19 protein-coding genes and 1 pseudogene are annotated in these 16515 nt (G+C 68.7%); 15 read left to right on the top strand and 5 right to left on the bottom strand.

The features are described from left to right. Positions 1 to 98: 98 nt before the first annotated feature. Positions 99 to 563: an SRPBCC family protein gene (locus Ahu01nite_RS18490; protein ID WP_239158944.1), complete on the top strand. Its 465-nt coding sequence runs from the start codon at positions 99 to 101 to the stop codon at positions 561 to 563. Next, entirely contained in the window at positions 560 to 1564 is a 1005-nt protein-coding gene (locus Ahu01nite_RS18485) for an SDR family oxidoreductase (RefSeq protein ID WP_203837777.1), read from the top strand. Before Ahu01nite_RS18490 ends, Ahu01nite_RS18485 begins: the two co-directional genes overlap by 4 nt. Here Ahu01nite_RS18485 and Ahu01nite_RS18480 read toward each other — a convergent pair. Then, positions 1514 to 2440, bottom strand: coding sequence for a helix-turn-helix domain-containing protein (locus Ahu01nite_RS18480; RefSeq protein WP_203837776.1), 927 nt, complete (start codon positions 2438 to 2440; stop codon positions 1514 to 1516). The genes Ahu01nite_RS18485 and Ahu01nite_RS18480 overlap by 51 nt on opposite strands. Before the next feature lie 453 nt (positions 2441 to 2893). Here Ahu01nite_RS18480 and Ahu01nite_RS18475 point away from each other — a divergent pair, with 453 nt between their 5' ends. Continuing rightward, positions 2894 to 3118 (top strand): hypothetical protein, encoded by a 225-nt coding sequence (locus tag Ahu01nite_RS18475; RefSeq protein ID WP_203837775.1) that lies wholly within the window; start codon positions 2894 to 2896, stop codon positions 3116 to 3118. Positions 3119 to 3131: 13 nt separating this feature from the next. Further along, positions 3132 to 3356 (top strand): hypothetical protein, encoded by a 225-nt coding sequence (locus Ahu01nite_RS18470; RefSeq protein ID WP_203837774.1) that lies wholly within the window; start codon positions 3132 to 3134, stop codon positions 3354 to 3356. Here the strand turns inward: Ahu01nite_RS18470 and Ahu01nite_RS18465 are convergent. Next, positions 3347 to 4936, bottom strand: coding sequence for a phytoene desaturase family protein (locus tag Ahu01nite_RS18465; RefSeq protein ID WP_203837773.1), 1590 nt, complete (start codon positions 4934 to 4936; stop codon positions 3347 to 3349). The two genes, Ahu01nite_RS18470 and Ahu01nite_RS18465, sit on opposite strands and share 10 nt — an antisense overlap. 83 nt (positions 4937 to 5019) lie before the next feature. Between Ahu01nite_RS18465 and Ahu01nite_RS18460 the strand changes: the two genes are divergently transcribed. The 3 genes from Ahu01nite_RS18460 (at position 5020) to Ahu01nite_RS18450 (ending at position 6866) form a co-directional block, all read left to right on the top strand. Beyond that, the gene (locus Ahu01nite_RS18460; protein WP_239158943.1) at positions 5020 to 5961 is read left to right on the top strand and encodes a YihY/virulence factor BrkB family protein; all 942 of its coding nucleotides are present in this window, start codon (positions 5020 to 5022) and stop codon (positions 5959 to 5961) included. Between the two features lie 65 nt (positions 5962 to 6026). Next, a complete protein-coding gene (locus Ahu01nite_RS18455) occupies positions 6027 to 6494 on the top strand; it encodes an SRPBCC family protein (RefSeq protein WP_203837771.1) in 468 nt (155 codons plus the stop codon). A 132-nt stretch (positions 6495 to 6626) separates the two neighbouring features. Then, entirely contained in the window at positions 6627 to 6866 is a 240-nt protein-coding gene (locus Ahu01nite_RS18450) for a hypothetical protein (protein WP_203837770.1), read from the top strand. 123 nt (positions 6867 to 6989) lie between these two features. On the opposite strand, the gene Ahu01nite_RS18445 is transcribed toward Ahu01nite_RS18450, so the two are convergent. Further along, complete coding sequence (locus tag Ahu01nite_RS18445; protein ID WP_239158942.1) at positions 6990 to 7577, bottom strand: toast rack family protein; 588 nt, start codon at positions 7575 to 7577, stop codon at positions 6990 to 6992. A 229-nt stretch (positions 7578 to 7806) separates the two neighbouring features. Here Ahu01nite_RS18445 and Ahu01nite_RS18440 point away from each other — a divergent pair, with 229 nt between their 5' ends. Then, a complete protein-coding gene (locus tag Ahu01nite_RS18440; protein ID WP_203837768.1) occupies positions 7807 to 8016 on the top strand; it encodes a hypothetical protein in 210 nt (69 codons plus the stop codon). Between the two features lie 6 nt (positions 8017 to 8022). Here Ahu01nite_RS18440 and Ahu01nite_RS18435 read toward each other — a convergent pair whose 3' ends face one another. Continuing rightward, the gene (locus tag Ahu01nite_RS18435; protein ID WP_239158941.1) at positions 8023 to 8520 is read right to left on the bottom strand and encodes a hypothetical protein; all 498 of its coding nucleotides are present in this window, start codon (positions 8518 to 8520) and stop codon (positions 8023 to 8025) included. Between the two features lie 92 nt (positions 8521 to 8612). Between Ahu01nite_RS18435 and Ahu01nite_RS18430 the strand changes: the two genes are divergently transcribed. Next, positions 8613 to 8969 (top strand): DUF6401 family natural product biosynthesis protein, encoded by a 357-nt coding sequence (locus Ahu01nite_RS18430; RefSeq protein ID WP_203837767.1) that lies wholly within the window; start codon positions 8613 to 8615, stop codon positions 8967 to 8969. A 993-nt stretch (positions 8970 to 9962) separates the two neighbouring features. Here the strand turns inward: Ahu01nite_RS18430 and Ahu01nite_RS50435 are convergent. After that, positions 9963 to 10617, bottom strand: a pseudogene (locus tag Ahu01nite_RS50435) (mechanosensitive ion channel family protein); the annotation flags it as partial. Positions 10618 to 10805: 188 nt separating this feature from the next. On the opposite strand from Ahu01nite_RS50435, the gene Ahu01nite_RS18420 reads away from it, so the two are divergent. The 6 genes from Ahu01nite_RS18420 to Ahu01nite_RS18395 all read left to right on the top strand — a co-directional run bounded on the left by Ahu01nite_RS18420 (position 10806) and on the right by Ahu01nite_RS18395 (position 16514). After that, on the top strand, positions 10806 to 12935 hold the full coding sequence (locus Ahu01nite_RS18420) for an ATP-binding SpoIIE family protein phosphatase (RefSeq protein ID WP_203837765.1): 2130 nt from the start codon (positions 10806 to 10808) through the stop codon (positions 12933 to 12935). Between the two features lie 19 nt (positions 12936 to 12954). Continuing rightward, complete coding sequence (locus Ahu01nite_RS18415; RefSeq protein ID WP_203837764.1) at positions 12955 to 13626, top strand: HAD family hydrolase; 672 nt, start codon at positions 12955 to 12957, stop codon at positions 13624 to 13626. A gap of 49 nt (positions 13627 to 13675) precedes the next feature. After that, positions 13676 to 14944: a cation:proton antiporter gene (locus tag Ahu01nite_RS18410; protein WP_203837763.1), complete on the top strand. Its 1269-nt coding sequence runs from the start codon at positions 13676 to 13678 to the stop codon at positions 14942 to 14944. Between the two features lie 203 nt (positions 14945 to 15147). Then, positions 15148 to 15933, top strand: a complete 786-nt coding sequence (locus Ahu01nite_RS18405; RefSeq protein ID WP_239158940.1) for a VOC family protein — start codon at positions 15148 to 15150, stop codon at positions 15931 to 15933. Between the two features lie 37 nt (positions 15934 to 15970). Further along, positions 15971 to 16180, top strand: a complete 210-nt coding sequence (locus tag Ahu01nite_RS18400) for a DUF3072 domain-containing protein (protein ID WP_203837761.1) — start codon at positions 15971 to 15973, stop codon at positions 16178 to 16180. A 97-nt stretch (positions 16181 to 16277) separates the two neighbouring features. Continuing rightward, entirely contained in the window at positions 16278 to 16514 is a 237-nt protein-coding gene (locus tag Ahu01nite_RS18395) for a helix-turn-helix domain-containing protein (RefSeq protein WP_203837760.1), read from the top strand. Position 16515 lies beyond the last annotated feature (1 nt).

Genomic DNA, 16515 nt, shown 5'->3' with positions numbered 1-16515 from the left:
ATTCCGGGAGAAGACCGGACTTAGGGCTGGCGTTACGCCGTGCAGGTTGCCCGACGCCCCGAAGCGTAAACATGGCGCAGGCGGGTATGCCCCCGCTCGTGGCTAACGTGCAGCGTATCGTCCCGGCCCGGCCGGCTCAGGTGTTCGCGGTCCTCGCCGACGGCTGGACCTACAGCGACTGGGTGGTGGGCACGGCGCACATCCGTGACGTCGATGCCTCGTGGCCGCAGAAGGGCGCGAAACTGCACCACAAGGCGGGACCCTGGCCGGTCTCCCTGCACGACTCGTCCGAGGTCCTCGCCGTGGTCCCGGACCGCTCGCTGAAGATCAAGGCCGGTCTCTGGCCCGCCGGCGAAGCCACGATCACGTTCGAGCTCGAGCCGGCCGGCCCCGCCTCCACCAAGATCACCATGATCGAGGAATTCCACGCCGGCCCGCTCAACTGGATCCACAACAAGCTCAACGACCTGATCCTGCACCGCCGCAACATCGAATCCCTGCGCCGTCTCTCGGACATCGCCACCCGATCGGACGTCGCCACCCGCGCGGAAGGCCACTCATGACCCAGACAGTCGTCATCACCGGAGCATCCGCGGGCGTAGGAAGAGCGATCACCATCGCGTACGCCCGCCGCGGCGCCCGTCTGGCCCTGCTCGCCCGCGGCGCCGCAGGCCTCGAAGGCGCCTCCCTGGAAGCCCGCGCAGCCGGCGCCGCCGACGTCCGCACCTACCAGGTGGACGTGGCCGACCCCGACGCCGTGCAGGACGCCGCCGACGACGTGGCACGCACCTGGGGCGGCATCGACGTCTGGATCAACGACGCGATGGTCTCCGTCTTCGCCCCCGCCTGGGAGATCAGCCCCGCCGAATACCGCCGCGTCACCGAGGTCAACTATCTCGGCACGGTCCACGGCACCCTCGCCGCCCTGAGCCACATGCGCCCGGCCGGCCACGGCACGATCGTCCAGATCGGCTCGGCGCTCGCCTATCGGGGAATCCCGCTCCAGGCCCCCTACTGCGCCTCCAAGCACGCCATCCAGGGCTTCAACGACTCCCTGCGCGCCGAGCTCCTGCACGACGGCAACAAGGTCAAACTCTCGATGGTCCAGCTCCCCGCGGTCAACACACCCCAATTCTCCTGGGTACGCACCCGGCTCCCCAACCACCCGCAGCCGGTCCCACCCATCTACCAGCCGGAAGTCATCGCCCGCGGCGTCCTCTGGGCCGCCGACAAGGGCAAGCGGGAACTCAACATCGGCGGCCCGACCCTCAAGACCCGCCTCGGCAACATCGTCGCCCCCGCCCTGCTGGACCGGATCCTCTCCACCGACAAGGAGGGCTACCAGGGCCAGCAGACCTCCGAGAAGATCAACCCCGCCACCTGGCAGGACAACGTCGACAAGCCCGTCGACGAAACCCGCGACCACGGCGCCCACGGCGTCTTCGACGAGCAGAGCCGGACCAGCTCCTTCGCCCTGTGGGCAGCCACCCACAAGCCCCTGATCACGGGAGTCCTAAGCGCTGGGATCGGCCTCGCCACGGCCGGCCTGCTCCGGCGTCGCTGACCTGCGCGCGGGCCGCGACAGGTCCAGGTAGAGATCCATGTAGCGGTCCAGAATCGGGTCGATGTCCGTCGTTGCCTGCTCCTCCAGCGCGTCGAATACCCCGCGATATACCTGCACGTCAGACACCCCCTGGGTCGTCAGACCGGTGTTGACCAGATCGACTTCGACGGTGTGGTCATCGAAGACCTCAAATCCATGCACAGGAAGAAATCGCCACTGCTGATCAAACGGGACGATCCCGAGGTACACGTTTTCCTGGTTGGCGATCTCACGGATACGCCTCAACTGCGCCGGCATGAATTCAGGAGCACAGACCCGGTTGGCCAATGAGGCCTCAGCCATGACGAATCGGAAAGTCTTCGTCGGGTCGGACAAGACTTCCTGCCGGCGCAGTCGAGTCGAGACCGCTTCAGGGACCCCGGCAGACACCGTAAAATAGATGCCTTTGAATACAGGATCATCGAGCGTTCCCAGGACAGCACGCGCGTACTCACTGGTCTGCAGCAGGCCCAGAACAATGCCCGACTGGAACGCTCTTATCGCTGTGGTCGCATACTCGACCTGACCCATCCTGCGCTGGCGACCCACCAAGCCTTGCGGAACCTGCCGCCAGTCGGTCATTCGATCCTGCGACTCGTCAACAGCCTGCCTGACCAGGCGGCTGGTCTCGGCGTCATCAATGCCCAGCACTCGAGCGATCGCCTCGACCTCGTCCGCCGCGGCGATGCTCGCGCCCGTCTCGATGCGAGAGATTTTCGCTTGACTCATACCGACCGCAACGCCCAGTTGAGTCCCGGTGACGCCTCGGCGCCGGCGATGCTGGGCCAACACCGTGCCGAGAGGCAGTCGCTGCCCCTCGGCGGGTCCAGCTTCCATGGTCAGCCCTCCCGGATCGCTCCCGGCATGTTGCGAAACACCTCTGCGAGGAGCTCCAGCGGAATTTCAACGAGTGACTCTCCGTCAGGGACTTCTAGATGGGCAGGCAACACAGGCAGGTCGTAGCCCTGCACGACGAGAGTGCCCCTTCCGCTGTCATACACCGTGGGGCAAGCCCCAGCCGAACACAGCTTGGCGACGACTTTGAGCCTGAGATCGGTCGGTTTGGTCAACGGGTCCGTCCATCGTATGCGCGGTGAATATTTATGAATGATCGCGCCAGTGCCGCAATATCGCCGACAGCGATCAGCCATCTGCGCATGGCAAAAGGCTATATGGCAGCTTACGACAAGGCCAGGGGTCTATTTGATAGATGGTGAATATTGCTACCCGACCTGAATTTTGATCACGCACAGTAAGGAGAGAACCCTTCTCACTGCGGCGGTGATGACCATGGATGCCAGTCTCACATCGATCTTTGAGAGCGCGATGGCGACACCAAAAAGCGTGTTCTATCTCGTGCTCGCGACAGCGCTCATCCTGTTCGCTCTGCGATATGTAAAGCGTGCGGTCACACCAATCGGTTCGCTTCTCAGCGCAGAGGCAGCCGCGGTAGTCGTGGCGTTCGCCATGGGGATTGCATTCGTTCTTGTCGCCGCCGCCGCAGTCGGCTATTGATCAGGAGGTTGCTGTGAGTGATTTTGCCGTCGTGGCCGTCGTGGCCGCCGCGCTCGTGTTCGTTGTGCTGCTTGAGCTTGCGGCGGCCGCTCTGCCCGTACTCATCGTGGTCACGCTTGTGCCACCGGAGCAGCGACCGGCGCTCGCGGCCTGCCTGGCAGCGGCCGACAGCAGTAGACGCCTGCGTCTCTGGTCGGCATTACGTGCGGCCGTCAGAGCGCGCCGCCTTCACCGATAGATGGCCCTGTTGGCCGCGCTGATCACACCCTGATACAGCGCCCCCGTCAGCCTCCGGTTCCGGGCCAGCGCAGCCCGCGCGGCATTGGCCCCCGGAGCCCCGTGCACCCCGCCACCGGGATGCGCCGATGCGCTCGCCAGGAACAGTCGCTCGACCGGTGTGTCAGCCCGCCCCAGTCCCGGGATCGGTCGCAGGAACAGCTGCTGGAACGCGGCCGACGTGCCTCCGCCGAGTGCTCCGCCGACCAGCGACGGGTTTTCCCTCTCCAGGTCGGCCGGCGAGAAGACGTTGCGACCCACCACGAGCTGGCCGAAGCCGGGAGCGTGCGATTCCATCACCGCGGTCATCCGGTCGACGTGGGCGGCGATCTCGTCCGGGTGCCAGGTCTTGCGGTGCGGGAGGTGGGTGTACGCCCAGACCGACTCGGTGCCGGCCGGGGAGTGGGACGGGTCGGCGGTGGTCATCTGGCCCAGGAGGAGGAACGGGTCCGGGGGGATCTCGTCCGTGGCCAGGTGGGCGGCGTAGCGGGTCAGGCCGTTCAGGTCGGCGCCGAGGTGGACCGTGCCCGCGCCGGCGGCGGCTGGGTTCTTCCAGGGGATTTTGCCGTTGACCGCCCAGTCGACCTTGAGGGTCGCGCCGTCCCAGCGGAAGAACTCCAGGTCCTCGACGAAGCGGGGCGGGAGCCAGCGGTCGCCGACCATATCCAGGTAGAGGGTCGGCGCGGGGATGTCGGCCAGGACTGCTCGCAGGGCTCGCCAGTTGCGGCCGTCGGCGGTTCGGACGCCCATGGCCTGGCCGTTCGCGATGAGGATGCGGTTGACCGGGGTCTCGTACTCGATCCGGCCGCCGCGGGATTCGAGCCGGGTGACCAGGGCGTTGGTGATGTGCTGGGCGCCGCCGACCGGGACCGGCCAGCCGTGTTCCTGGCCCAGCATCGCGAGGAGCCAGCCGAAGACGCCGCCGCCCGCCTCTTCCGGGGACAGGTCCGTGTGCAGGGCACAGCCGGCCAGGGCGAGGGTGGCCCCTTCGCCTTGGAAAAGTTCCGAGCCCAGTTCGCGTACCGACAGAACAAGCCGCCGGGCGAGACGCAGCGAGCCGCCCACGCCCAGGGTGCGGGCAAGATCAAGACCGGTTCTGACCGGGGGGAAGGGCTTGAGGATCGCTTTCAGGATCGAGCCGGAGACGTCGTTCCAGTCGTCGTACGCGTGCCGCCAGCGCTCCCCGTCACCCGGCGCGAACTGCTCCATCGACGCCATGGTGGTCTCGAGGTCACGGTTGATCGTGGCGGCGCGGCCGTCCGGCAGCAGGTGGGTGAGCACGTCCGGCGCGTGCGTCCAGTGCAGGCCGAAGTCCCCCAGCTCCAGATCGCGCAGCACGGGCGACGCATAACCGAGCGGGTAGAACGAGCTGAACAGGTCACTGAGATATCCGGGCGCCGTCACGTACCCGGACCGGACCGCCCCTCCCGGGTGCGGGGTCGCTTCGAGGACCACGACCGACCAGCCCGCGTCGGCGAGCAGGTTCGCTGCGACCAGGCCGTTGTGTCCTGCTCCGATGACGATCGCGTCTGCTCGTTCCACGGCCCGAACCTACCCCTGGCCGTTTGCCGCAAACGCGTGACGGGTAGTGATCTGTGCGCATGGCGTGACCGATGGGAGCATCGATGACAGTCGCCGCGGCCCCGCTGCCCACCAAGGTCCGACAGCTGCACTGGTCCACCTGGCGTGGGGTCCTGCGGCGCAGCGTCACCGGATACCTCGACCACGAGTGCGGCGACCTGGCCGCCGCGCTGACCTACAACGCGGTGCTGGCCGTCTTTCCCGCCATGATCGTGGTGGTCGCGCTGGTCAACCTCGTCACCGACGGTGCCACGGCGGTGAGCACAATCTTGGGCATCCTCGACGACCTCGGCGCCGGAGCCGTCGTCGGCAACGAGAGCTTCACCACGGTGCTCGACGCGATCATCGCGCAGGAGAGCTCGGCGAAGGTCCTGCTGAGCGTCGGCCTGCTCGGCGCGCTCTGGTCCGCCTCCGGATATGTGGGCGTCTTCACCCGCGCCTCGAACCGCATCTACGGCGTCAAGGAGGGCCGGCCGTTCTGGCGGTTACGTCCCGCGCAGATCGGGCTCAGCGCGATCGCCCTGGTCCTGATGGCCGCGGTTGCCGCCGGGCTGGTGATCAGCGGGCCGCTGGTGGACGCGGTCGGCGACGCGCTGCACGCCGGGGAGGCGTTACGGCTCACCTGGTCGATCGGGCGGTGGCCGGTGCTCGTACTGATCCTGATGACCCTGTTGTCCCTGCTGTTCTGGATCGCCCCCAACGTGCAGCGCCCCCGGTTCCGCTGGCTGACCGTCGGCGGGGTGGTCGCGCTGTTCGTGTGGGCGCTCGCGTCGTTCGGGTTCGGGCTCTACGTCTCCAACTTCAGTTCCTACGACAAGACGTACGGCAGCCTCGGCGCGGTCATCGCGTTTCTGGTCTGGCTCTACCTGGCCAATTCCGCGCTGATGCTGGGCGTCGAGATGAACGCGGAAATCCAGCGCGGACGCGCCCTGCAGGCCGGTGAGATCGACCCCGATCCACCGCTGCCGCCCAAAGTCGCGGTTTAAGCCGCCGGACCCCGGGAACCCCTTGATGGTGCGGGAAACAGTACGCATCTAGGGAGTGATTCACAGTGAGTACCGTTACCGAATCTGTTGACGTCGACGTGCCGGTTCGCACCGCGTACAACCAGTGGACCCAGTTCGAGGAATTCCCGAACTTCATGGGCGGCGTCACGGAGATCCGTCAGCTGGACGCCACCACCACCCACTGGAAGACCAACATCGACGGCGTGAAGCGCGAATTCGACGCCAAGATCACCGAGCAGCTCCCCGACGAGCGAGTGGCCTGGACCTCGACCGAAGGCAGCAAGCAGGCCGGCGTCGTCACCTTCCACCGCCTCGACGACACGACCACCCGGGTCACCTGCCAGATGGACTTCGAGCCGGACGGCGTGGTCGAGCAGGCCGGCGCCAAGCTCGGCTTCCTGGACCGTCAGGTAAAGGGCGACATGAAGCGCTTCAAGGAATACATTGAGCAGCGCGGCGGCGTCGAGAGCGGCGGCGGCTGGCGCGGCCAGGTCGACCGCCCCCAGCCGTAACAACCCCGTTTAACGCGAAAGGCCGCCGATTGGTTCCGGCGGCCTTTTCCGTACGCCCGGAGCGCGCTCGCCGTTGTCCCGTTCACATCCGCAATCGGGTATGCACGGCGCGAGTCTGGGTAGTCGACAAATATGACTGATCGCGAGAATGACGGCGTGTGGCGGGACGAGGAAAAGCTTTCTGTGCGAGACCTCAGCGACGCCATGGCAACGTGGGACACCGACGGCCAGGGCGACCCGACCGGCAACGACGCGGGCGAGGAGCAGGCCTTCGGCCACGGACCCCACCCCACCGACTCCGAGGGCGCCGGCACCACGGACCCGGATCGCGAGTTCCGCCCCAGCACGACAGGCCGCGGCGGCCCGAACTGACGCATACCCGCTCTGAACCTGAGCCTGAGCCTGGGCCGAGCCAGATCCAGTTGTGCGCAATTAAGTTGTGTGCAATTAAGTTGTGCACAACTTAATTGCACACAACCTAGTTGGCGGTCGCGCTCAGCTGTGGAGGGTCAGGGCTCCTACGGAGGAGCGGATTTCCACGGCATAGTGGGCTGCAGGCGTACCCGTGTGGGTGTTGATGATTGCTCCGGGGGCGGCAGGGGCCGAGGCCCTCGACGGGGTCGCGACCGAGCCCGCTCCCCCGCGTAACCGCAGCTGGACTGCGGTCTGGTCCGGGATCTCGATGTCCAGCTCCCCGAACGCGCCGGCGACTGTGATCGGCACCGCGGCCGAGGACGGGCGGGGCAGCCGGAGGCGCACGAGGGCCGCGCCGGAGCCGAGCCTGATCCTGCTGATCCGCCCGTCGGCCAGATCGAGGTGTTGTTCACCCGCGCCGGCAGGGAGGTTCAGGTCCCAGCGCACCTTGCGGTTCAGTTCGATCGTCACGGCGTCGGGGCCGCTCGCGCCCGTCGACGCGAGGGCCAGTCGGACACCTCCTGGCGGGCCGGTCACCCGGGGAGACAGGCCGGAGTCCGCCGGGGTGGTGATCCGGTAGAGCAGGTCTGGGAGCGCTACCAGGCGGATCTCCACGCGAGAGGCGGCGTCGCGGACGCTCAGCGCAGCCGTACGGCGACCGTGCGCCACACCCGCTACGACGTGAGGCTGGAGTTCGTCTGACGGAGCCGTCACTCTGGGTTGCGGGGACGGCGGATCGGGGCTGCAGGCCGCCAGGAAAAGCGCTGTGAGCAGGGCAAATGGGACGCGTTTACCGCGCGTTGGAGGGTGGCGACGCTGCGCAGTAGGCACCATCGGACAACCCGAGATCGGCCGAAAGGGTGACGGCGATCCGTCCGTTTCTGGGCAGACTGGCCGAATGCGATCTGCTGCTGGTTTCCTCTCCGAGCGTCAGCGCCGTCTCGCCTGGGTGGGCTTCATGCTCGCCGCTTTCCAGGCTCCTGTTGCGGCCTCGCTGATCAACGACGCCTCCTGGCTCTTCGCCGTTGTTGTCGCCCTGGTCGTCGCCACGGTCATCCTCGCCGACGACAACCAGCGCCGGCAGCCAGCAGCCGCCGAGCTCGAATAACCCCCGTCACGGGCGGGATTCCTGAACTGGCTGGGATTCCTGAACTGGCTGGGATTCCTGAACTGGCTGGGATTCCTGAGCTGGGCGGGATTCGTGGCCCGGGCGGCCGTGGGTGCGGCGGCGTTCCTTGAGTTCGGCTTCGTAGAGGTGGCGGCGGCCTGCCGCGAGTTCGTCGCGGGCGGCCTGCTCCAGCGTGCGGAAGTCGGCGTAGTAGCCGTCGTCGTATTCCTCGACGATTTGGAACGTCCAGCGCCCGGCGAGCACGTTGCGCCCGATCAGCTCTTCCTCGATGCGGTCGGCGAGCCGGGTGTGACCGGCCTTGCGGAACAGGGCCACCCCGTCGTCGAGGTTGAAGTCGGCCTGACCGGTGAGCTGGTGCATCGCGTAGAGGTGACCGCGGATCCGCTCGACGGTCTCGAGCGACTCGCTCAGCTTGCCCAGAGCCTCGACGGTGACGTCGTCGAGCCCCTCGGGTCGGCTGTGTGCCTGGTCCGCAACGGTCATGACCGGGTCAGTTCCCCACCGGCGGGCAGTTCAACCGAGCTGCACCTGTTCGGGGAACCGTCAGCTACCCCGGGGTCCCTAACTTTCATCTTATGAATGGCCTGTTCAGCGGCGCTGCCGCCCGTGCTGCCCTGCGTTCCGCCCACGCCTGCCTCGCCGAGCTGAGTTCCTCCGTAGGAGTGACCGGACTCGAGGCTTCCGCCCGGTTCCCCGGCTTGCTCGCCACGGTTGACCAGCATGTTGCCGGCATCCGCGACAGCCTCTCCACGGACGTCCGCCCGCTGACCCCGGTCATCCTGGCCGCCTACGCCGAGGGTGTCCGCGACGCCGCCTTCAAGCACGGCTGGCGCCCGCCGGCGGACGAGATCGACTGGACCGCCAACGACTGGGTGCTCAACCGCCTCCTCGCGGTCTGCACCCTCGCCCGCACCCTCCCCGCCCCGGCCTGACCCACCAACCTCCGACCGACGCACCGACGCACCGACGCACCGACGCACCACTTCACCGTCCGCCAGGCTGTACAGACCGCCCGGGGCCGGCACCTGATCAAGGTGCCGGCCCCGCCTACGTTCCCGCGCCGCCTGCGCTCCAGCGCCGCCTGCGCTCCTGCCCCGCCTACTTGTCGTCGCGGGGGTCCTTCGGCACGGGGTGGATGATCTCGGTTTCCTCGTCGTCGTCATCGTGGCCGAAGCCGGGCACCGGGTTGTGGTCGCGGGGGCGCCGCTGCACCGGGATGATCTGGGTCTTCTCGCCCGCGGTCTCCTCGAGCAGCCGCTGCCGCTCTTCCTCGGCCCGCGCCTCGGCTGCCCGCTCCGCGAGTGCCTGCGTCTGGGCTTCGCGCTCGGCCAGAGCCTGCGTCTGGGCTTCGCGCTCGGCCAGAGCCTGCGTTTCAGCCTCGTGCGACGCCAGAGCCTGCGTTTCGGCTTCACGCTCGGCCGCAGCCCGCGTTTCGGCTTCGCGCGCCTGCTCGGCCCGGCGGGCGGCGTCGCGTACGGCCTCCTCGCGCTGTTCCTCGGCCACCCGCTCGGCCTCGGCCCGCTCTTCCTCGTCCCGGCGCTGCGCCTCGATCCGTTCTTCCTCGGCCCGGCGGCGAGCGTCCTCCGCCGCCTGCTGAGCAGCCGCGACGCGCTCCTCCTCAGCCTTACGAGCAGCCTCAGCGCGCTCCTCCTCAACCCGGACCCGCTCCTCCTCAACCCTTCGAGCAGCCTCGACGCGCTCCTCCTCAGCCTTACGCTCAGCCTCGGCCCGCTCGGCAGCGGCTTTACGCTCAGCCTCGGCACGCTCCTCAGCCGCTTTACGCTCAGCCTCGGCACGCTCCTCCGCGGCCTTACGCTCAGCCTCGACCCGGGCGGCCTCGACCCGCCGTGCCTCTTCCTCAGCCTCGCGAGCCAGCCGCGCCTTCTCGTCGGAGTAGGTCCGGGCATGCTCGCGGATCACCGCGGACTCCTCGCTCGCCCGCTCCAGCCACGTGTCCCATCGCTGCTGCATGGGCCGGACCAGCCCGCCGCCCACACCCACGATGACAACGCCGGCGATCGTGGCGAGCACCGCGATCAGCACGGGCTGGGTGACCGTGGTGGCGATCTGCACCTGGTCGAGCGCGGCGATGACGCCGAGGGCGACGATCAGCCAGTACGCGACCTGTGCGAGCAGCCGCCCGTACGCGAGACCGCCGAGCGCGCTGCTGATCAGGTCGCGGGCTGCGCCACCGATGGCCGCCACCACCACGATGATGACGATCGCGATGAAGGCCCGGGGCAACCAGGAGACCAGGGAGGTCAGCAGGTCACTGACCGCGTTGGGGCCCCAGATGCCAAAGGCGAGCTGGAGCGCGAAGAGCAGCACCGCGTAGAACGCGATCTTGGCGCAGAGTTCGCTGGGCTTGATGCGGTCGCCCAGGGCGCGCCCGATCGGGCCGCGCTCGACGGCGCGGTCGAAGCCGACCCGGCTCAGCGCCTTGGCGACGACCGTGCGGACCAGCCGGGCCAGCAGCCAGCCGATGATCAGGATCGCGACGAAGGCCAGTGCGGCCGGTATGAAGAGCAGCACCGACCGCCACATGTCGCTCAGCGCGTCGCTCAGTTCGGACCCGCTCATGAGTAATCTCCCGGGAGCTCGGGGGGATCCGGCACCGGGCCGGCTTGGTGGAGAGAGTAAATCGGCTACCGTCAACCCGCACCAGCAGCAAGAGGCGCAGCGGCATCATCCGCGCGTACCGGACAGAACAGAACGTCCGGAGGGTGGCCCCATCGTCCGAACGGCCGACGCGGGCTACGCTCAGGGACATGGTCGGCATGGGGAGCCACTCCGGGATGACGACGCTGCCCGCCCAGGGCGCCGGCGTGCCGGCCCGGGCGCCGAGCTGCGCCGAGCTGGTCGCCGCGCACCCGTGGCAGGTCACGCCGCTGGGGCCGCGCGAGAGCTGGGACCAGGCCGTGCGCTCCACGGTCGACGTGGTGCTGGCGTCGCCGGTGCCGATGGCGATGGCCTACGGCGAGACTTTCGTGCTGGTCTACAACGACGCCTACGCGGACATCATCGGCACCAAGCATCCCGCGGCGATGGGTTGTCCCGCGGCTGACGTGTTCGGCGAGGCCTGGCACGCGCCGGGGTTCGGTGACATCGTCGCGGACGTCTTCCGCACCGGCCAGTCGTTCCTCGAGGCCGAGACCCAGGTGTCGGTCCCGCGCGCCGGTCACGTCGAGCAGGCGTCGTTCACCAGAGGCCATTCCGTCGTACGCGACGAGCACGGCACCGTCGTCGGAGTGCTCACGGTCGCGGCGGAAACCACCCACGTGACCCGCCGGCTGCAGAGCCTCGGCGAGCTGACCGCCCGGCTGGCGTCCGCGCTGACCATCGACGACGTGGCCCGGGTCGTCCTGTCCTACGCGATGACCTCGTTCGACGTGGACCACTGCGTGTTCTCGGTCGACGACGGCGCCGAGTTCCGCTATGTGCGGCGCATCCGCGGCGAGATGATCGACGAGGCCGACGAGCGGCTGCCCCCGTTGTGGAAGCGGATCCCCGCCGAGCAGCCCGGCTCGCCGATGGTCACGGCGGCGCAGAGCGGGCGGCCTTCGTTCGTCTCCGACGGTTCCCCGCTGGCGGAGATCGCCACCGACCGTCACGAGCGGCGCATCAAGGCGCTGGCCGCGATGCCGCTGCGCACGGCGTCGGTGCACGGGGCGCTGACCATGGGTTACCGCACCCCGCATTCGTGGCTGCCGGCTGAGAGAGCGCTTCTCTACGCGGCTGCCGAGCTGGTCGCGCAGGCCACCGAGCGGGCCCGCCGCTTCGAGGCGCAGCACGGCACCGCGCAGCTGCTGCAGCGCTCGATGCTGCCCGAGCACCTGCCCGAGCTGGATCGTTTCCGCATCGCCGCACGTTATGACGTCGGCGTCGACGGCAACGCGGCCGGCGGCGACTTCTACGACGCGTTCGAGCTGGCCGACGGGCGTCTGGCGATGGTGCTCGGCGACGTGGCCGGTCACGACGTTCGCGCCGCGGCGGTGATGGGCCAGGTCCGGGCGGCGTTGCGGGCGCTCGCCCTGACCGATTCGGCGCCCGGCACGGTGCTGGCTGGGCTGGACCGGCTGGTCGGTTCGCTCGGCGCCGAGTCCCGCAACGAGGAGATCTTCGTGACCGTCGTCTACGGGGTGCTCGACCCCGCCGACGGCACGATCACGCTGGCCAGCGCCGGTCACCCTCCCCCGGTGCTGCGCCGGGCCGGGCACGGGAGCGCGAGCGCGGAGCTGGTGACGGTCCCGCCGGGAGCCCCGCTCGGGCTGGGCGGGCGCTGGCGGACGGCCACGGTGCAGCTCGAGCCCGGCGACACGATCCTGATGTATTCCGACGGCGTGGTGGAGCGTCGCGACCGCCCGCTGAGCGACGGGCTCGACGCGCTGGTGACGGCCACCGCGGCGGCGGCCAGTGGCGACCCCCGCAATCTGTGCTCATTGGCGACGGCTGCGGTGTCCGGGCGTACCGATGATGATGTGGCTGTGCTGGCAGTGGAGCGGGCGGTGGCACTCAGCCGGTCCGCGACGATGCTGGTTCCGGCCGAGCCGACCGGCCCGAGCCGGGTGCGGCAGTGGATGACCACCCGGCTGCGCGACTGGGCGGTCCCGGAGCCGGTGATCGGCGCGGCCATCCTCTGCACCAGCGAGCTGACCACCAACGCGCTGCTGCACGCGGGCACCCCCGCCCAGGTCCACATCGACCTCAGCGCCGAGCGGCTGCTGGTCTCCGTGGCCGACACGGGCACCCGCGGCAGCGTCACCCGCGCCCGCACCGACGCGCTGAGCAGCCGGGGCCGTGGCCTGGGCCTGATCGAGGAGCTCAGCGACACCTGGGGCACGGACCCGACGGTCCGCGGCTCCACGGTCTGGTTCGAAATGCTGATACCCGCGCCCTGATCGGGGTAGAAACCTGCGTATGACAGCCAAACGCGCGGTGCTCTTCGACGTCGACGGAACGCTGGTCGACACGACCTACCTGCACGCGGTGGCGTGGTGGGAGGCGTTGCGGCAGGGCGACCACGACGTACCCATGGCCGAGATCCACCGCGGGATCGGGATGGGCTCGGACAAGCTGGTGGGGCACCTGCTCGGCGACGACCGCGACAAGTCGAAGGACGACGAGCTGTCCACCGCGCACGACGTGCTCTACGGCGCGTGGTGGGAGCGGCTGCGGCCCCTCCCCGGCGCCGCCGACCTGCTGCGCGAGTGCGCCGGGCGAGGCCTCACGGTGGTGCTCGCCTCGTCGGCCAAGGACGAGGAGCTCGCCAAGCTGCGCAAGGTCATCGACGCGGACGACGTGATCGACGCGGCAACCTCGTCCTCGGACGCGAAGGCGAGCAAACCCGAGCCGGACATCCTGCAGGCGGCGCTGGACCAGTCCGGGGTCGACCCGGAGCACAGCGTGTTCGTCGGCGACGCGGTGTGGGACGTCAAGGCCGCGGCCAAGCTCGGCATCCCGTGCATCGGGCTCGCGTGCGGCGGGACCAGCGCGGCGGAGTTGCTGGAGGCGGGGGCCGTGGAGGCGTACGCGGATCCGGCCGAACTGCTCGCCGAGCTGGACCGGTCCGCGATCAAAAAGCTCTTGTAGCCGACGCCCGGCCCGCATGATTTCCCGCGGGCGTGGGCAGTCAGGGCGGGTGCAGCTGTCCGACCTCCTCTTCGCGCTCTTCGGCGTCGGGGCCCTGCTGGCGGGCATCCTGCCGCGGGTCCTCGAACGCCGCCCACTCTCGATGCCCATCGTCTTCCTCGCGCTGGGGATGGTGCTGTTCGCGCTGCCCCTCGGTCTGCCGAAGGCAGACCCGCTCGCGCATCCCCTGCTGACCCAGCACCTGACCGAGGTCTGCGTGATCGTCGCGCTGATGGGCGCGGGCCTCAAGATCGACCGCCCGTTGAAGGGACGGCGGTGGAACTCCACGTGGCGGCTGCTGGTCATCGCCATGCCGGTCACGATCGGGGCCGTCGCGTGGCTCGGCTGGTGGTGGGCCGGGCTGGTGCCGGCGTCCGCGCTGCTGCTGGGTGCGGCACTCGCCCCGACCGATCCGGTGCTGGCCGCGGACGTGCAGGTCGGCGAGCCGACCGACGAGGAGGATTCGGAGGACGAGGTGCGCTTCGCGCTGACCTCGGAGGCCGGGCTCAACGACGGGCTGGCCTTCCCCTTCGTGTACGCGGCCATCGCGCTCGCGACCGCGGCGGTGACCCACGAGAGCTGGTTCGGCGAGTGGGCGCTCAAGGACGTGCTCTACAAGGTCGTGGTGGGCGTGGCCGGCGGTCTGCTCGTCGGCCGGCTGCTCGGTCAGTTGTTCTTCCGGGCCCGTAACCGCAATCTGCGTCTGGCCCATCACTCCGAGGGATTCCTAGCGCTCGCGGCGACCTTCCTGGCGTACGGGCTGGTCGAGGTCGCCGGCGGCTACGGCTTCCTGGCGGTGTTCATCGCGGCCCGCGGGATCCGGTCGGCGCAGCGGTCGCACGACTATCACCAGGTGCTGCACGACTTCGCCGAGCAGATCGAGCGGCTGCTGACCGTCCTGCTGCTCCTGCTGCTCGGCGGCGCGGTCGTCGACGGCCTGCTGAGCGCGCTGACCTGGCCCGCCGCATTGATCGGACTCGCACTTATTCTGGTGGTACGCCCGATTTCGGGATTCCTGTCGCTGCACGGTGCACCGGGCCGCACTTCGGAGCACTGGGTAATCGCGATCTTCGGAATTCGCGGCATCGGATCGTTCTATTACTTGGCGTACGCAATGAGCCACGCAACGTTTCCCGCACTCGATGTCATTTGGGCGACAGTGGGATTCGTCGTCATTGTGAGCGTGGTGTTGCACGGCGTTGCGGTGACGCCCGTGATGCGGCTTCTGGACCGATCCAACGAGCGCTCCCGCACTCCGGAGGAGCGACACGCTCAGTAATCGACACCACGCTAGGTAATCAATGCGCCGCAAAACCGTAGTTTATTTAGGACATTGAACCCGGATATAGTGGCGGAGCGTATTCATACCTGTAAGGTGATCGTCAACTCCCCAGGCGGTACCGGTGGCCGGTATCAACGACCTCCCCCATGGCCGGTTTCCACGATGGACCACGACACTATGGACGACGAAAGGTGCGGCCGATGCGTTTACGGGGCTTTGCGCCGGGGACACCCTGCTGGGTCGAGCTGGCAAGCGCGGATCCTGCCCGGGCAGCGGAATTCTATGCTCGACTTTTCGGCTGGGAACCAGCCGGTGACCGTTTCAAGCTGAACGGGCGCGCCGCGGCGGGCCTGACCCGTACCCGCGCCGACCGGCCCCAGGGCTGGATGACGTATCTCACCGAACACAACCTCGAGGCCTCGCTGCTGCGCGTCCACGAGGCGGGCGGCCGCCTCGTCGGCGAGCCCACCGACGGGCACGGCGGCCGCTCGGCGGTCATCGCCGACCCGGCCGGCGCGGTCCTCGGCATCTGGGAGCCGCGTGACTTCACCGGCACCCAGGTCGGCGGTGAGCCCGGCACCATGACCTTCCCCGAGCTGCTCACCGATGACGCCGTGGCCGCGGCCCGCTTCTACGGCCAGGCGTTCGGCTGGCTGCTGCGCGACGAGTACGGCAGCGACGGCACCCGCGGCGAATGGATCACCACCGCCCACGACGCCATGGCCGGCCTCGCCCCGAGCCGCGGCGGCAGCTGGTGGCGCGCGGCGTTCCAGGTCGCCGACTGCAACGAGACCCTCGAGGACTGCCGCGCCTACGGCGGCACGGTGATCTCGGGCGTCGCGGAAACCGGCTTCGGCACCTACGCGGAGCTGCTCGACCCGTGGGGCGTCCCGTTCTCCATCGCGGCCCCCGCGTCCGTCCCGATCGAGTTGACTATGCAGCTCAACGCGGTTTCAGGCATGGAGTTGACGTTCGGCGGGTACTGATACGCCTGTTCGAACATCTTCGTCCGAGGGGCAAGTCATGGCTACGAATGAGCAGGATACGACGTCGAACACCATCAAGGATCCCGCGGACTGGACGACCGGCGACGAGCCGGCCACCGGGGCGCAGGAGTCGTATCTGCACACGCTGGCTTCCGAGGCACATGAGGACGTGCCGGAGGGCCTGACCAAGGCCGAGGCGTCCCAGCGCATCGACGAGCTGCAGGAAGAGACCGGTCGCGGCCGGTAGTACTTGTGGAAAGAAGGCCGGCACCCGCCGGCCTTTTTTCATGCCTTCTATGTCAACTCTGGTTGACACGGCGGTACTGTCAACGTAGGTTGACAGCATGACCGAAGCAACCGACCTCGCCGCAGCCGCGGGCAGCACCGACCCCAGGGTCGGGCTGCGAGCGGTCGTGGCGCTGCGCCGCCTCCTGGAGGGCCTCGAATACCTCCAGGTCAGCAACGCCCGCCGCAAGGGCTGGTCCTGGCAGGAGATCGCCGACGCACTCGAGGTGACCCGCCAGGGCGTCCACAAGAAACACGCCAACCGAGTGCCGACGCAGGACCCACGGGAGAGCTGAC

The sequence above is a fragment of the Winogradskya humida genome (assembly GCF_016862215.1).
Lineage (GTDB): Bacteria > Actinomycetota > Actinomycetes > Mycobacteriales > Micromonosporaceae > Actinoplanes > Actinoplanes humidus.
Note: the sequence above shows the minus strand (reverse complement) of the source record. Positions and strands in the feature narration are given on the sequence as shown.